At 58.8% G+C, this 16,473-nt stretch carries 13 protein-coding genes; 8 read left to right on the forward strand and 5 right to left on the reverse strand.

The genetic code is table 11. The annotated features are described in order from the left end of the window. Positions 1-7 precede the first annotated feature (7 nt). Together ACWFTY_RS05525 and ACWFTY_RS05530 are read left to right on the forward strand one after the other, a co-directional pair. Complete coding sequence (locus tag ACWFTY_RS05525) at positions 8-955, forward strand: MlaD family protein (RefSeq protein WP_447526371.1); 948 nt, start codon at positions 8-10, stop codon at positions 953-955. Positions 956-965: 10 nt separating this feature from the next. Then, positions 966-1,565: an ABC-type transport auxiliary lipoprotein family protein gene (locus tag ACWFTY_RS05530; protein ID WP_447526372.1), complete on the forward strand. Its 600-nt coding sequence runs from the start codon at positions 966-968 to the stop codon at positions 1,563-1,565. Between the two features lie 17 nt (positions 1,566-1,582). On the opposite strand, the gene ACWFTY_RS05535 is transcribed toward ACWFTY_RS05530, so the two are convergent. Both ACWFTY_RS05535 and lgt read right to left on the reverse strand, forming a co-directional pair. Then, positions 1,583-2,662 carry a class I SAM-dependent methyltransferase gene (locus ACWFTY_RS05535; protein WP_447526373.1) on the reverse strand — a complete coding sequence of 360 codons (1,080 nt, stop codon included), beginning with the start codon at positions 2,660-2,662 and terminating at the stop codon, positions 1,583-1,585. Then, positions 2,655-3,521, reverse strand: coding sequence for a prolipoprotein diacylglyceryl transferase (lgt, locus tag ACWFTY_RS05540; protein ID WP_447526374.1), 867 nt, complete (start codon positions 3,519-3,521; stop codon positions 2,655-2,657). Before lgt ends, ACWFTY_RS05535 begins: the two co-directional genes overlap by 8 nt. 79 nt (positions 3,522-3,600) lie before the next feature. On the opposite strand from lgt, the gene ACWFTY_RS05545 reads away from it, so the two are divergent. Together ACWFTY_RS05545 and ACWFTY_RS05550 are read left to right on the forward strand one after the other, a co-directional pair. Further along, positions 3,601-5,310, forward strand: a complete 1,710-nt coding sequence (locus tag ACWFTY_RS05545; RefSeq protein WP_447526375.1) for a class I adenylate-forming enzyme family protein — start codon at positions 3,601-3,603, stop codon at positions 5,308-5,310. Then, positions 5,307-8,087 carry a [protein-PII] uridylyltransferase gene (locus tag ACWFTY_RS05550; protein WP_447526376.1) on the forward strand — a complete coding sequence of 927 codons (2,781 nt, stop codon included), beginning with the start codon at positions 5,307-5,309 and terminating at the stop codon, positions 8,085-8,087. Before ACWFTY_RS05545 ends, ACWFTY_RS05550 begins: the two co-directional genes overlap by 4 nt. Here ACWFTY_RS05550 and ACWFTY_RS05555 read toward each other — a convergent pair. Both ACWFTY_RS05555 and ACWFTY_RS05560 read right to left on the reverse strand, forming a co-directional pair. Beyond that, entirely contained in the window at positions 8,084-8,608 is a 525-nt protein-coding gene (locus ACWFTY_RS05555) for a YceD family protein (protein WP_447526377.1), read from the reverse strand. The two genes, ACWFTY_RS05550 and ACWFTY_RS05555, sit on opposite strands and share 4 nt — an antisense overlap. Then, positions 8,605-9,138, reverse strand: a complete 534-nt coding sequence (locus ACWFTY_RS05560) for a ubiquinol-cytochrome C chaperone family protein (RefSeq protein ID WP_447526378.1) — start codon at positions 9,136-9,138, stop codon at positions 8,605-8,607. Before ACWFTY_RS05560 ends, ACWFTY_RS05555 begins: the two co-directional genes overlap by 4 nt. Before the next feature lie 156 nt (positions 9,139-9,294). Here ACWFTY_RS05560 and ACWFTY_RS05565 point away from each other — a divergent pair, with 156 nt between their 5' ends. Then, complete coding sequence (locus ACWFTY_RS05565; protein ID WP_447526848.1) at positions 9,295-9,777, forward strand: outer membrane protein assembly factor BamE; 483 nt, start codon at positions 9,295-9,297, stop codon at positions 9,775-9,777. A 34-nt stretch (positions 9,778-9,811) separates the two neighbouring features. On the opposite strand, the gene ACWFTY_RS05570 is transcribed toward ACWFTY_RS05565, so the two are convergent. Continuing rightward, complete coding sequence (locus ACWFTY_RS05570) at positions 9,812-12,097, reverse strand: NADP-dependent malic enzyme (RefSeq protein ID WP_447526379.1); 2,286 nt, start codon at positions 12,095-12,097, stop codon at positions 9,812-9,814. Positions 12,098-12,322: 225 nt separating this feature from the next. Here ACWFTY_RS05570 and mutS point away from each other — a divergent pair, with 225 nt between their 5' ends. From mutS to argB, 3 genes are read left to right on the forward strand one after another with little or no spacing between them, the layout of a single operon-like run. Then, a complete protein-coding gene (gene mutS, locus ACWFTY_RS05575; RefSeq protein WP_447526849.1) occupies positions 12,323-14,902 on the forward strand; it encodes a DNA mismatch repair protein MutS in 2,580 nt (859 codons plus the stop codon). A gap of 4 nt (positions 14,903-14,906) precedes the next feature. Further along, positions 14,907-15,464: a peroxiredoxin gene (locus ACWFTY_RS05580; RefSeq protein ID WP_447526380.1), complete on the forward strand. Its 558-nt coding sequence runs from the start codon at positions 14,907-14,909 to the stop codon at positions 15,462-15,464. Positions 15,465-15,503: 39 nt separating this feature from the next. Beyond that, complete coding sequence (argB, locus tag ACWFTY_RS05585) at positions 15,504-16,421, forward strand: acetylglutamate kinase (RefSeq protein WP_447526381.1); 918 nt, start codon at positions 15,504-15,506, stop codon at positions 16,419-16,421. The last annotated feature ends 52 nt before the right edge of the window (positions 16,422-16,473 follow it).

Genomic DNA, 16,473 nt, shown 5'->3' on the forward strand with positions numbered 1-16,473 from the left:
GAAATAGATGGAAACGCGCTCCAACCATATACTTGTCGGTGTTGTCACTTTGGCGATGCTGGCCCTCGTGGCCGCCTTTCTGGTGTGGATCGTCCGCTTTGGCGACGGCACGACCAAGCAATATGATATTTTCTTTTCCCAGTCGGTAGGCGGACTGGCGTCGGGAACCGGCGTGACTTTTGCCGGCGTGCCCTCGGGTCAGGTGATCAAGGTCGAGCTGTGGAAAAAGGATCCGAATTTTGTTCGCGTCCGTATCGCCGTCAGCGAAGATACGCCGATATTGGAAGGCACCACCGCCACGATCCAGAGCGTCAGCTTTACCGCGCCACCTAATATTCAGCTCGACGGCGCCAAAAAGGGCGCGCCGCCGATCACCGATCTTGGGCCCGAAGGGGTGCCGGTGATCCCGACCAAACCGGGCGCGCTCGGGGAATTGCTGAACAGCGCTCCGCTCGTGGTCGAACGGCTGGCGACCCTGACTGACCGGCTGACCTTGCTGCTGTCGGATGAAAACCAGAAATCGATCAGCGGCATATTGGCCAATACCGACAAGCTGACCGGCAGTTTGGCGAAGCAGGCACCGGGGCTGGAGGCGCTGATGGAAGAATCGCGGATCGCCATTCGCAATGCCGGTCAGACAGCCGAGAAGCTGGGCCTGGTAGCAGACAACACCAATGCTTTCCTGACCAACAACGGCGAGCCAGTGGCGAAAAATCTCGCAACCACATTGGATTCCGCCTCCAAGAGCCTGCTGGCGCTGGAAGGCGTGCTGAAAAATGCCCAGCCTGGTGCTGAGCGCTTCTCCAACAAGACCCTGCCGGAAGTCGACCAGCTGGTTGAGGATATGCAGGCGCTAACCAAGTCCCTGACCAATGTGACTGACCGGCTTGATCAAGGCGGGGCGGGGTCCTTATTGTCGGCGCCAGCGCTGCCCGACTACGAGCCAGGCCAATGAAGGGGCTGATATGATGAGTAAGGTTCGACTTTTGAAAGCCGCCGGTCTGCTGGCCGCAACCGCTTCGCTTGGTGCCTGCGTCAGTTTCGGTGGTGCAGAGCCGCCGCCGTCGCTGCTGTCGATCTCGCCAGACCAGAAATTGTCGGCCGGTGCCATGCAAAGCGGACCGCAAACCGGCTCACTCGTGGTAGCGCTTCCTGCCTCTCCGCAAAAACTCAACACCATTCGTGTACCGGTTCAGACCAGCGGCACGGGCATCGCCTATCTCAAGGACGCTGTCTGGGTCGACAAGCCGGCGCGGCTGTTCCAGGATTTGCTCAGCGAGACCATCGCCGTGAAAAATGGCCGGCTGGTGCTGACCGCAACCCAGGCCGGAGGCAAGGCGCAGACCTATATTACCGGTGAACTGATTAATTTCGGTCTCGACGGCCCCAGCTTGACGGTCACTGTCACCTATGATGCCGTGAAAATGACCAAAGACCAGCCGGTCGAGAGGAAGCGCTTCGAAGCCAGCGAAACCGTTTCTGCGGCTGAGCCGGGCCCTGTTGGTGAAGGTCTGAACAAGGCAGCCAATAAAGTCGCTGCCGATGTCGCCACATGGGTTGGCTGACAGTCTAGCAAGATTGCTTATTCCTCGCCGTAGCTGAACCCCTCGGGTTCCGGCCAGCCCATCGCCGTTGCCGCCATCACCCTGAACAGACAACCCATCTCTTCTGCATGGGTAAGCCGCTGGTGCGCAGCCCGGATCGTATCGGCCTGTTTCGGACTGGCTGCCATCAGCGCTTCGGCGCGTTGATCGATGCCCAATGACTTCAGCCACTGGCCTTGTTCGGTCGGTCCATGCACCGCCAGCAAGCGCGTCCGCGCAATATTCGCCAATGTATGAAAATCGACATGGGCGGTGAGGTCGGAGCTACCGGGGCTGTTAAACGGGCTGATCGGCATGTGATCCTTCACCGCCTGAAGCGTGCTGCCGGTTCCCGGCCTGGCATAGCCATAGTCGATGATCAGCAGTGTCCCGCCCTGTATCGCCAGCTGGCTGGCGATATGGCCCGCCAATCCCACGCTGACTGGTGAGCGTTCGATAATGGTGCCGTCCGGAAAACCGCTCGCGCTACCGCTGATCTGGTCCTCCGCTATCCCGACGCTTGGTATCGCCAGAAATTTGCTGCGATCCCGCGCAACCATTTGCCGCCGCCAGCCGCCCGACGTCGCGACATATTGTTCAACCGGCAGGGCGTCGAAAAATTCATTGGCGACAATCAGCAGCGGCCCGTCTTTCGGCAGGCTGGAAATATCGTCATGCCATATGGCCTCGGGATGCAACTGCGCCTGTTTGGCTTTCAGCAGCGGGCTGGTCTCGACAAAATGGACCGTCGGACTGCAGCCGAACTTGCCCATGGATCGCAACGCATCACGCGCCAAAGTGCCACGTCCGGGACCCAGTTCGACATAGTGACAATGCTCGGGTGACCCCTTGCGAAGCCACAGATCGGCCAGCCAGATACCGACAATTTCGCCGAACATCTGGCTGATTTCCGGCGCGGTGACAAAATCACCCTCTTCGCCGAGCGGGTCCTTGCTGGCATAATAAAAATCATTGGCGATCGCCATATAGTCACCGAGCGGGATCGGGCCTTCGCGTTCGATCCTGTCGGCAATTACATGTGCTGCGCTGGGGAGGTCCGCCTTGGTGCCGTCAGGCAACGCTCTTGTCTCCCGCCACCGGTTCGACGCGCGCGCGCCTGCCTTTTGCGGTAAACACCAGCCAGGCACCGAGCAATATCATCGGCACCGTCAGCCATTGGCCCATGCTGAACCCGGATTGCTCGACCAGCCAGGTTAGCTGCGCATCGGGCTGGCGGAAGAATTCGACGAAGAAGCGGCTGAAGCCATAGACCAGCAATCCCGTGCCAACCAGTTTGCCCGGCTGATAGCGGGCATCGGTCTTCCAGAATAGCAGCGAGAGGATGATGAAGTAGAGAATGCCTTCCAGCCCTGCCTCATAAAGCTGGCTGGGATGGCGCGCGACATCGCCGCCCATCGGGAATACAATAGCCCACGGAACATCGGTCGCCCGGCCCCACAACTCGCCGTTTACGAAATTGGCGAGCCGTCCGAAGAACAGTCCAAACGGGATGACGCAGGCGATATAGTCGCACATCCGCAGAAAATCGAGCTTCTCCCGCCGCGCGGTCCACCACAAGGCGAGCACAACGCCGATAGTACCGCCGTGCAGCGACATGCCGCCGTTCCAGACCTGCAATATTCTGACCGGCTCAAGCAGAATTTCGGGAGCGTAGAAAAACACATAACCGAGCCGCCCGCCGACGATAATCCCGAGGGTCGCCCAGAAGATCATGTCATCGGCGTGGCGCCGCGCCATCGGCGAACCCGGCTGGTCAACCAATTTGGTCAGATACCAATAGCCGATCAATATGCCCGCGAGATAGGCCAGCGAATACCATTTGAGCTGGAAAAAGCCGAGGTCGAGCGCATTGGGAGAGAGGCCAAGCTCTGTAAACTGCGTAAACTGTGCCGCATTGGCCAATATAATATCAATCAACTCTTTTCCCCGCGTGGTTTCCTGTCCATATAAAGGGAAATTCCCCTTTACCAAGAGGGAACAACGGGAGACTTGAATAATGGCGACCTCTGAACTGGATCTTGTAATCGACAAAACGCTGGAAGCACTGACCCAGCCAGGTCAATTGCTGGAACTGGACACGATCAACAAATACGGCGTCGACATGCCGATCTTCAAAAATGCGCCGCAGAATGTTTCGGATTATCTCGCCTATTTCTGCAACCAGCATGCAGACAAGGAATTTCTGGTCGATGGCGATATCCGTCTTACCTTTGGTGAGGCTTATGCCGCCGCGCGTGCGTTGGCCGGTGGGCTGGTTGAAGGCTATGGCGTTCAGAAGGGCGACCGCATCGGTATCGCCGCGCGCAATTCGGCCAATTGGGTCGTTCTCGACATGGCGATCACCATGGCAGGCGGCGTTTCGACCAAGCTGAACGGCTGGTGGCGCGGCGATGAGCTGGCCGACGGCATCGAGGATGTCGGTTGTCGATTCGTCTTCGCCGACTATCAGCGCGCCCAGCGTCTGGTCGAATCCAAACGCGATCACGGCGCTGAACTGCTGATCTTCGAGCATGACAAGCTGCCGATGGAAGGGCTGAAAATCATGCTGGAAAAAGGCGGTGGTGCTGAAACGCCGCTGCCGCAAATGGCGCCGGAAGATAATGCGACGATCTTGTTCACTTCCGGTTCGACCGGTCGCTCGAAGGGCGCCTATGCCGACCATCTCTCGGTTGTTCAGGGCGCGATGAGCTTCGTCGGCACCGTCATGGTGCTGGTCCATATCATGGAAAAACAGGGCAAGATGCCCGAGGGGCAACCAACCGCGATGGTCTGCGTGCCGCTGTTCCACGTTACCGCGTCGGTGCCTCTGGTGCTGGTCAGCTATGCCATCGGTCGCAAGCTGGTGTTCCTCAACAAATGGGATGCGGAAGAGGCGATGCGCCTGATCGAGAAAGAGCGCGTGACATATTTCGTCGGCGTGCCGCTGATGAGCATGGAAATCTATTCTCACCCGCATTTCGACAAATATGATCTCAGCAGCTGTGTTACCATGGCCGCTGGCGGTGCGCCGCGTCCGGTCGAACATGTCCGGCGGATCAAGGAGAAGATGGGCGATGGCTATCCGGTGATCGGCTATGGCCTCACCGAAACCAACGGCGTCGGCTGTTCCAACCAGAATGAAAATTATCTCGCCAAGCCGGACAGCACCGGTCGCGCAACGCCGCCGATTATCGATGTCGCGATACTTGATGACGACGGCAACAAGATGCCGCAGGGCGAACGTGGGGAAGTCTGTATCCGCACCGCCGCCAATTTTACCGGCTACTGGAATAACGAAGAAGCCACGAAGGACGCTTTCACTGACGACGGTTATTTCCGCACCGGTGATATCGGCTATCTCGACCCCGAGGGCTATCTGTTCATCGTCGACCGCAAGAAAGAAATCATCATCCGCGGCGGCGAGAATATCAGCTGTCAGGAAGTCGAAGCCGCCGTCTATGCCAATCCGGCTGTTGCCGAAGCCTGTATTTTCGGCGTGCCCGACGACCGGTTCGGCGAAGTGCCGGCATTGGTCTATCACACCAAGGACGGTCACAGCCTGACCGACGAGGAGCTGCTTGAAACGCTCAAACATCAGCTCGCTCCGTTCAAGATGCCGGTGCATATCTGGCAATATGACGAGCCGTTGCCGAAACTCGGCACCGCGAAAATTGCGAAAATCGTGCTGGCGAAAAAGCACCGTGACGAACTGGGCGCGACAGGATGAACATACGCGCTGATATTCCGGCAGCGCCGGCGGATCCGGGCAAACGGATCGTCCGGCAGCGGGATATTATCAATCGGCGCGAGCTGGCGGAGCAAGTCGAGGTGCTCATTGCCGAATACGGCATGCCGAAGGCGCGGGAGCATATCCTGCCGCTCTTGCAGGATGCGCTAGCGGATGGCCGCGCGGAGATCAGCAAACGGTTGCAGAAAAAACCGTCGGCCGGCCATGAAATGGCGGCTGCCCAGTCTTTTCTGGTCGATCAACTGGTGCGTCTGATCCATGATATTGCGGTGAATCATCAATATCCGGTAAGCAATCCCTCATCCGGCGAGCGCATCGCGGTGATGGCGGTGGGCGGATATGGACGCGGCGAAATGGCACCGCATAGCGATGTCGATATTGCTTTTCTGACACCACACAAAGCCACAAGCTGGACCGAGCAGGCGGTCGAGGCGATGCTCTACTGGCTTTGGGACCTGGGATTGAAAGTTGGGCAAAGCAGCCGATCGATTGACGAGATGGTACGCATGGCCAAAGACGATCTTTCGATCCGGACGGCGCTGCTGGAAGGCCGCTATATCTGGGGCGATACTGCGGTATACGAGGAAGCCAAGCAGCGCTTTTTCGCTGACGTCGTAGCCGGAACCGACAGCACGTTTGTCGCAGAAAAACTGGCCGAGCGCGATGCCCGACACAAGAAGATGGGCGATAGCCGCTATGTCGTTGAACCCAATGTCAAGGAAGGCAAGGGGGGTATGCGTGACCTGCAAACCCTCTACTGGATCGGTAAATATATCCATCGGGTGGCTTCTGCCGAGGACCTTGTTGATGTCGGGCTGCTCACCGCCGACGAATTCAAGCGGTTCCGGAAAGCGGCCAATTTTCTGTGGGCGGTCCGCTGTCATATGCACGACATTACCGGAAGAGCGGAAGACCGGCTAACCTTCGATCTGCAACCTGAAGTGGCAAGACGGATGCGATTTGCCGACCGGCCCGGAAAATCCTCGGTCGAGCGGTTTATGCAATATTATTTCCTGAACGCGAAAGTGGTCGGCAATCTGACCGGTGTGTTTCTCGCCCATCTCGATGAAACCCACAATGCCGGGGTCCGGCGCTTTCTGCCGTCGCTGACCCGCAAACCGAAGAAGCTCAAGGGCTTCGTGCTGGATCGCGGACGGCTCGCCTTGCCGAATGAAAATTTCTTCGAGGAAGACCCGGTCCGGCTGCTGGAAATTTTCTGGCTCGCCGACAAACATGGCCTGGAAATCCATCCGATGGCTATGCGCGCGGCTCGGCGGGATGCCAAGCTGATCGACAACAGGATTCGTAAGGACGCGCGCGCTAACAAATTGTTTCTCGACGTGCTCTGTTCGCCCCGCGACCCGGAACTGGTGTTGCGCTGGATGAACGAAGCTGCGATTTTCGGCCGGTTCATTCCTGATTTTGGCCGGGTTGTGGCTCAGATGCAGTTCGATATGTATCATCATTATACGGTCGACGAACATACGATCCGCGCGATTGGCCTGCTGGCGAGAATCGGCCGGGGAGATCTGGCGGAGGACCATCCGAACAGCACTGCGACTATGGCAAAATTGCAGAACCGCCGGGTGATTTTTGTCGCCACTTTGCTGCATGACATCGCCAAGGGCCGCGGTGGTGACCACAGCGTCCTGGGCGCAGAAGTGGCAATGAAGCTTTGTCCCCGTCTCGGTCTGAGGCCCCATGAAACCGAACTGGTCGCGTGGCTGGTCCGCAACCATCTGCTGATGTCGGCGGTAGCCTTTAAGCGCGATCTGTCGGATTTTAAAACCATCCAGGATTTTGCCAGCCAAGTGAAAAGCGTCGAACGGCTTCGCCAGCTTACCGTGCTGACCGTCGTCGATATCCGCGCGGTTGGGCCCGGTGTCTGGAACAGCTGGAAACGGCAGCTTCTGACCGATCTGTTTGAATCTGCACAGGAAATGCTGCTGCTCGGTCATAAACAGCGTGGCCGCAAGGAGCGGATTGACGAGAAAAAGGCGGTTCTGTCCGAGGCGCTGACCTTGCCGGAAGCCGAGTTCAAAAATCTGGCGAAGCGGTTCACCGATGCTTACTGGATCGCCGAGCCGGATGATATCATTGCCCAGAATGCCCAGCTGGTCCTCGATGCCGGGGACACGGACCTCGCGATTTTCGCCGATGTTTATCCCGAGCGCGGGGCGACATTGATAACCGTTTATGCGGCTGACCATCCGGGATTATTCTACCGGATCGCCGGAGGAATACATGCCTCGGGCGGCAATATCATCGACGCGCGAATCCACACCACCCGTGACGGCATGGCATTGGACAATTTTCTGGTCCAGGACCCGCACGGCAAGCCTTTCTCCGAGGAGGGGCAGTTGCTGCGGCTCAAACAGGCGGTTGAGGATGCGCTGGCCAACCGGACCAAACTTTCGACCAAGCTCGACGCCCGACCGCTCGCGCATTCGCGGGCCGGCGCGTTCATCATCACGCCTTTTGCTCTGGTCGATAATGATGCCTCCAACCGGTTTACCGTGATCGAGGTCAACGCGCAGGACCGTCCGGCCTTGCTCAACGAGTTGGCCTATGCGCTGTTTGAATCGAAAGTAACGGTGCACAGCGCGCATATCGCGACCTATGGCGAGCGCGCGGTGGATACTTTCTACATCACCGACTTGCTCGGCAGCAAGATCACCAGCAAGCAGCGGCTGAACGGATTGCAAAAGCGCCTGACCAATGCGGCGGCAAGCAAGGCTGAGAAGGAACCGGCTTAGGGCAGCTTGTCCTTCAGGGCCGCCAGGACACCAAAGGGCCCGGCTTCTTCTTCCGATTTCAGGCTTTCCCGGGCCACCGCATCGGCATTGGGGCCGCGCGGAAAGGGAGCGAGCGCCAGGCATAACGTTTGGGCAATGGCTTCACCGAGATCAAGCTGCCCATTTTCATATTCGATGATGTCGCAATCTTCTTCGGTCAGTTCGATCTCCTCGTCGGCACCTTCAATTTCCAGTTGCGGTACAAAGGCAATATCGAAATCTTCGCGCAGCCGGACCTGAAAACTCTCCCCGGTGATGGAGCAGCGCTGCTGCAGGTCGGATTCGAGCCGTCCGGTGAAGCCAATGCGATTCTCGCCGGCCAGCAATGTATAGCTGGCATCCAGCGAGGAAATTTTGGGCAAATCAAATCTTTGCGCCAGCTTGCGGCGTTCTTCCTCGCTTGCGGACAGCTTGGCCGTGCGCGGCGTGGAGCCGATTTCCGACAGCTTGACGATATGGGAGAATTCCGGCTTGTCCATCATGCAACCGTTCCGCTGGCTGGCAATTGACCGGCAATGATGGCGTCGGTGCTGCAATCCTGGAGCGAAGCATGATAGACCGCCAGTCGCCTGGCGAGAATGTCCAGCGCCGCGTCATCGGGTTTTTCACCACGAAAAATATTGCGCACTATCGCTTCTTTGAGGTTCGCGCCGTTTTCCAGCGCTTCCCGATAGGCACCGACCCGACCGCCAAGCGCGCCCATCATGCGGCCCACATGTTTGCTCACGACCATGTCGCCAATGCCGATCTGACGCAATTGCCCGTCCATGTCGCTGATAAAAATCTCGGTCAGCCAGGCAATGTCCTGACCCCGTTCCTCGTCTTTTTCCAGCCGGATAAGTGTCAGCGAGAATATCGCGGCAATCATATCGAACCTGCCGTCGATACTGTCGGGCACCTGCGCCTCTTCATACCAGGCCAGTTGCCGCCCTTCGCTGACAATCGCATTATACAATGGCTGCATTTTTACATTGGGATTGTCTCGGGAAAATATCTTGCTGAAAAAGGACATTGCTGGTTCCGCTGGTTGGATCGTAAGTTTATGGACGATCGGGTCGGTTGTTAAGTCTGGATACAGGGCATATTGATATTTATGGCGCGAGATGCAATGGGCGATGACGAGTCACGCACCGATACGGTGCTGGCTGGATAGTGGAGAATGAGTTCGATGGTCGGCAATATCAAAAAATACAGTCTGTGGCTCGGGCTAATGGCTGGCACAATGACGATGGCCGGCTGCACCCAAGTGCGTGGCCATCAGGGATATATCGCCGATCAAGTGCTGATGTCCGCCGTTCAGGCTGGTGTCGACAATCGCCAGTCGGTGGAAGCTTCGCTCGGCCGGCCGACCTTCACCGGACAGTTTGACGAGAATACCTGGTATTATCTGTCCCGTGACACCCGCCAATATGGTTTCAACAACCCGCGTCCCCGCGATCAGCAGGTGATGCGCGTGATATTCGATACCGACGGCAATGTGACCTCGGTCGATCGTACCGGCATCGAACTGGTCGCGAGCATCAGCCCTGATGGCGACAAGACGCCGACTCTGGGCCGTGAACGCTCCTTCTTCGAAGAATTATTCGGCAATATCGGCGCGGTTGGTGCACCCGGCGCGCAAGGCGCGAGCAACGATCCCACAATGCCCTAAACGGCCCGCCGGGTCTGGGACCCGGCGGTAGCTGCTATTTCGCGATCCCGCTGGCGGCAAGAACCGCGAGAGTTACCAGTTCCGACGCTGATGAGGCCATGGTCGCGATCTGAACCGATTTTTCGAGGCCAACCAGCATTGGTCCGATGACCGAATCGCCGCCCAGTTCGCGCAGCAATTTTGCTGACAGATTGGCCGATTGCAGGCCCGGCATGACCAGCACATTGGCGGGTTGTGACAGACGGCTGAACGGATAATTGGCCATCAGCTTCGGATTGAGCGCCACGTCGGGTGCCATTTCACCTTCATATTCGAATGTGACCCGTCGTTGGTCGAGCAGCGCCACGGCTTCGCGCAAATTCTCCAGCCAGCGGCCTTCGGGATTGCCAAAGGTCGAATAGCTGAGGAAGGCAACCCGCGGCTCGTGGCCCATTTGCCGGGCGACCGCTGCTGTCTGCTCGGCGATGTCGGCCAGTTCGTGGGCGGTGGGCCGCTCGTTGACCGTGGTATCGGCCATGAACACGGTGTGATGCTGACCGACCATGACATGGATGCCGAGGGCCGTGCGGCCTTTTTCAACATCGATTACCTTGGCGACATCGCGGAAAGATTGCGAATAAGGACGGGTTACGCCGGTGATCATCGCTTCGCCCTGATCCATGGCGAGCAGCGCCGAACCGAAGATATTGCGGTCCTGATTGACCATGCGCTTGATATCGCGCTCCATATAACCGCGGCGGTGCAGGCGTTCGTACAGCATGTTCACCATGTCGGGGACCAGCGGGCTGTTGCGGCTGTTGTGCACCTCAAAGCTGTCCGGATCACTGACGCCAAGTTCGATCAGCTGTTTTCGAACGCGATCGTCGCGCCCGACCAGAACCGGTGTGCCATATCCGCCATCGCGGAACTGGATCGCTGCCCGCAGCACGACGGCTTCTTCGGCCTCGGCAAAAATAACGCGTTTCGGAGACAGGCGGCAGGCTTCATAGGCCTGGGTGAGAACCGATGTTGTCGGATTGAGTCGCGCTTTCAGGCTCTGCCGGTAGGCGTCGAGATCCTCGATCGGTTTTTGGGCCACGCCGCTATCCATTGCCGCCTTGGCAACGGCAGCAGATACCACGTCCATCAGACGCGGATCAAAAGGCGCGGGAATGATATATTCCACGCCAAAGCTCGGCGCTTTCCCGCCATAAGCAGCAGCCACTTCTTCCGGAACCTGTTCGCGCGCCAGCTCGGCAATGGCATGCGCTGCCGCGACTTTCATTTCCTCGTTGATCCGGGTCGCCCTTACGTCGAGCGCGCCGCGGAAGATGAAGGGGAAGCCGATGACATTGTTGACCTGATTAGGATAATCGGAGCGTCCGGTGGCGACGATCGCGTCGGGACGCGCGGCCTTGGCATCGGGCGGCGTGATTTCCGGATCGGGATTGGCCATGGCGAAAATAATCGGTTGCGGCGCCATGTCCTTGACCATTTCCGGTTTAAGGGCACCGGCTGCAGACAGGCCGAGGAAAACGTCGGCGCCGGACAGCGCGTCGGTCAGCGTACGGGCATCGGTGTCGATTGCATGGGCGGATTTCCACTGGTCGACATCGTCGCGGCCGCGATAGATGACGCCTGTGCGGTCACACATGGTCAGATTATCGTGCGGTACACCGAGGCTCTTGATCAGCGAGGCGCAGGCAATAGCAGCGGCACCGGCGCCGTTGACGACGACCTTGATGTCTTCGATCTTCCGGTCGGTCAGCAGGCAGGCGTTGATGATCCCGGCGGCGGCGATAATCGCGGTGCCGTGCTGGTCATCGTGGAACACCGGTATATTCATCCGGTCGCGCAGAGTTTGCTCGATGATGAAACAATCGGGTGCGGCAATATCTTCCAGATTGATGCCACCGAAGCTGGGCTCCATGATCTGAACGGCATTGATGATGGCTTCCGCGTCCTCGGTATCGAGTTCGATATCAATCGCATCGACATCGGCGAAGCGTTTGAACAAGACCGCTTTGCCTTCCATGACCGGCTTCGAGGCAAGCGCCCCCAGATTGCCGAGACCAAGGATCGCGGTGCCGTTGGAGATGACAGCGACGAGATTGCCCTTCGCGGTATAATCATAGGCTTTCGAAGGATCTTCGGCGATCGCGCGGACCGGAACGGCGACGCCCGGCGAATAGGCAAGACTCAGGTCACGCTGAGTCGCCATCGGCTTGGAGGCAATAATCTCGATTTTTCCGGGGCGGCCGTGGGAGTGAAAAAGCAGAGCTTCCCGTTCGGAAAATTCTAGATCATTGTCGTTCTGGTCGGCCAAATTTTGTCTCCGCATATGCTGTGGTCGGCTCGGTTGAACCGATCGGAAGTTCACGTCCCGCTCGGGACCTACTCTTTTTGTCTCTGAGCCGCAATATCAAGTAAAAATCAATAGGATGCGATCGCTGCTCTTTTATGTCCAGCCGCAGTCCGCTATCGCAGGCCCATGGCAATCCAGACTCGGGACAAAGCAGAAAATAGGGCAAAAGACACCGCGCCGAAAGGGGCCAAGGTCACGCCGATGATGGAGCAATATTTCGGGCTGAAGGAAAAGGCCGGCGATTGCCTGCTATTCTACCGGATGGGCGACTTTTTCGAGCTATTTTACGAGGACGCCAAGCTGGCGGCGGCGGCGCTTGATATCGCGCTGACCTCGCGCGGCAAAAATGCCGGAGATTCGATTCCGATGTGCGGCGTACCGGTACATGCGGCGGAAGGCTATCTGGCAAAACTCATTCGCTCCGGCTTCAAGGTGGCGATTGCAGAACAGATAGAAACCCCGGCCGAGGCCAAGGCGCGCGGCGGCTACAAGGCTTTGGTCGCGCGGGACATCATCCGCTATGTGACGGCCGGAACGCTGACCGAAGACAACCTGCTCGACGCGCGCAGTGACAATATGCTGGTCGCGCTCGCCGAGGTGCAAGGCGAGATCGGACTGGCGGCAGCGGACATTTCGACCGGCAATTTTGAACTGACGACGATTTCCGACGATGCGCTCGATGCGGAACTGGCCCGGATCGCGCCATCGGAAATCATCTGTCCGCCATCCTTGCTGCCACGGCTGCGCAAGGCAACCGGATGGGCCAAGGATAATTTCGATAGCGGCCGGGCGGAAAAACGTCTGCGCGAGCATTTCGGAGTGGCGACACTCGACGGCATGGGCGAATTTTCGCGTGCAGAACTGGCCACCGCCGGCGGACTGCTCGCCTATGTCAATCATGTCTCGCAAGGCCATGCCCCCTATCTGCATCCGCCGAAAAGACGGGAAACGCGGGAATTTCTGTCGATTGACGGGCCGACCCGGGCGAGCCTGGAGATTGACCGGACATTGGCCGGCGGACGCGAGGGCAGTCTGCTCCACTCTATCGACCGCACCGTGACACCCGCTGGCGCCCGCTTGCTGGCGCGCGATCTGTCGGCGCCGTTATTTGCGGAGCGGCCGATCAACCGGCGGCTCGGGCTGGTGCAGTGGTTTCATGACGGGTCGGCGATCCGTGACGATGTCCGGACCGAACTCAAGGCGCTGCCCGATATCGGCCGGGCGCTTGGCAGGGTGTCGGCCGGGCGTGGCAGCCCGCGCGATCTCGGGCAGATTCGCGATGGCCTGGCGGGAGCGCGAATATTGCGCGAGCGACTGACCTTGGTGGCCGGTTTGCCGGAATTACTCGACAATATCCTGCCTGCGCTCGACGGCCATGCCGCTTTGGTAGACTTGCTGGAGCGCGCGCTGGTCGAGACGCCGCCCACTGAAATGACCAATGGCGGCTATATCGCGGCGGGCTATGACGCGGCGCTCGACGAATTGCGCAGCGCCGGTTCCGATGGCCGCAAGGCAATCGCCATATTGGAAGCGCGCTATCGCGAGGCGACCGGTATCAACACGCTCAAGATCAAGCATAATGCCGTCCTCGGTTATTTTATCGAGGTGCCCGCCCGCCATGGTGATAGCCTGATGGCTGAAAATTCGGGCTTTACCCATCGCCAGACGCTCGCCGGGGTGGTGCGGTTCAACTCGACCGATCTGCACGAAGAGGCGGTGCGCGTGTCGCAAGCCGGAGCCCATGCTCTCGCCGCTGAAGCCGCGCATTTCGAGGAACTGGTCGACAAGGTGCTCGCCCGCAAACATGCCATTGGCGAAAGCGCTGACGCACTGGCCCGGATCGATGTCTCTGCCGCGCTCGCCGAACGCGCCGCCGAAGGGCAGTGGAGCCGCCCCGAATTTGTCGACGGAAATATACTGGATATCCAGGCCGGTCGTCATCCAGTGGTCGAAGCTGCACTATCGGCCAAGGGCGAGGCCTTTGTCGCCAATGATTGCGCGCTCGCCAATGACGAGCGTCTGTGGCTGGTGTCCGGCCCCAATATGGGCGGTAAATCAACCTTCCTCCGGCAAAATGCGCTGATCGTCATATTGGCGCAAGCTGGCGGTTTCGTTCCGGCAGCGTCCGCGAAGCTCAGCCTTGTCGACCGGCTGTTCAGCCGGGTTGGGGCTTCGGACAATCTCGCACAAGGCCGATCGACCTTCATGGTCGAGATGGTCGAGACCGCCGCAATCCTGTCGCAAGCAACCGAGAAGAGTTTCGTCATTCTCGACGAAGTGGGCAGGGGTACGTCGACCTATGACGGTCTTGCGCTGGCTTGGGCTGTGGTCGAGGCCGTGCACGAGACCAATCGCTGCCGCTGCCTGTTCGCGACCCATTATCACGAGCTGACCCGACTGGCCGACCGGCTCGATGCGCTGTCGCTGCACCATGTGCGTGCGCGGGAGTGGAAGGGCGATCTGGTCCTGCTCCACGAACTGGCCAAAGGCCCTGCCGACCGCAGCTACGGTCTGGCAGTGGCAAAGCTGGCCGGAATCCCCAAGCCGGTCCTGAACCGCGCCAAGACGGTGCTCGACAAGCTGGAAGCCGGCAAGGCGGAAACCGGTGGTCTGGCCGCCGGTCTTGGCGATCTGCCGCTATTTGCCGCCAGCCTTGCAGACGTCGAGGAGAAATCCGATGACCTGCGCAAGGCGCTGGGCGCGATTGACGTCGATGCTTTGTCGCCGCGAGAAGCACTGGACCAGCTTTATGCGCTGAAAGCGCAACTCGAACAGGAATGATATTATGAAAAAGTGGATCGTGATATTGCTGACAGTGGCAATCGTCGGCGGTGCGGCCTTCGTCTATTATGCCCGCAGCGCCAATGCCGAACCGCTGGAAATCGGCGCCACCGCTCCAGATTTCACCACAACCGGCGCGCTGGCGGGCAAGGAATTCCAATTCTCGCTGGCCGACAAGCTGAAAGATGGTCCCGTCGTGCTTTATTTCTTTCCCAAGGCGTTTACGGAGGGCTGCACGATCGAGGCAAATATGTTCGCGGACGCCACGGCGGAGTTCAACGCCGCCGGCGCCACGGTGATCGGCATGTCAGGCGATGATATCGAGGGATTGAAGAAATTCTCCGTCTCCGAATGCCGCGACAAGTTCGCGGTCGCCCGGGCGGATGAGAAAATCATCAATGGCTACCAGGTCCGCATGGCGCCGGGTCTCGCAATGACCAACCGGACCAGCTATGTCATCGACCAGCAAGGCAAAATCATCTTCGTCCACAGCGCGACGAGACCGCAGGGCCATGTTGCCGGCACGCTGGAAAAAGTGAAAGCGCTATCCAAACCTGATTAAATACTTGCATTTGCCGCACGGCTAGACAGAAAGACGCCCATGACCGATCACGCACCCGATCCCGCCATGCTCGCCAAAGCGGAAACGCTCACCGATGCTTTGCCTTATTTGCAACGCTATGCCGGCAAGACCTTTGTCGTAAAATATGGCGGCCACGCGATGGGCGATGCCGCGCTCGCCAGAAATTTTGCCCAGGATATCGTTCTGCTGAAAGCGGTCGGGATCAATCCGGTGGTCGTACACGGCGGCGGGCCGCAAATTGGTGCGATGCTGGCACGGGTCGGCGTGGAGAGCGAATTTGTCGATGGTCTGCGGGTGACGACAAAGGAAACCGCGGAAATTGCAGAAATGGTCCTGTCCGGCGCGATCAACAAGGAACTGGTCAGCTGGATCGGACAGGCTGGCGGCAGCGCTATCGGTATTTCCGGCAAGGACGGCGGTTTCGTCAAGGCAACGAAACTGCGGCGCACCAATCGCGACCCGGACAGCAATATCGAACGGATTATCGATCTTGGCTATGTCGGCGAGCCGAAAAGAGTGGATCGCAGCGTGGTCGACAAGATTTCCGCTGCCGGGATGATCCCGGTCATCGCGCCGATCGGTGTAGGCGACGATGGCGCAACCTATAATATCAACGCCGACACCATGGCAGGCGCTGTGGCCTCGGCCTTGCGCGCGGCGCGGCTGTTTCTGCTGACCGATGTCCCCGGTGTGCTCGACAAACAGGGCGATCTGCTGACCGACCTTGATCCGACTAAGATTCAGGCGCTGGTTGACGAAGGCACGATCTCGGGCGGCATGATTCCCAAGCTCGAGACCTGCGTCAAAGCCGTTCAGGAAGGCGTCGATGCAGCGGTCATATTGGATGGCCGGATACCGCACGCGATGCTGCTCGAAATTTTCACCAGCAAGGGCGCGGGTACCCTGGTACGGGATGATTTCGCTTCGGTTGAATAAGCCGCCTGCTGTCTTATATAGTTGATACAGTAAATTTCTGGCGGAACCGTGA

The organism is Parasphingorhabdus sp. NYA22, assembly GCF_976973735.1.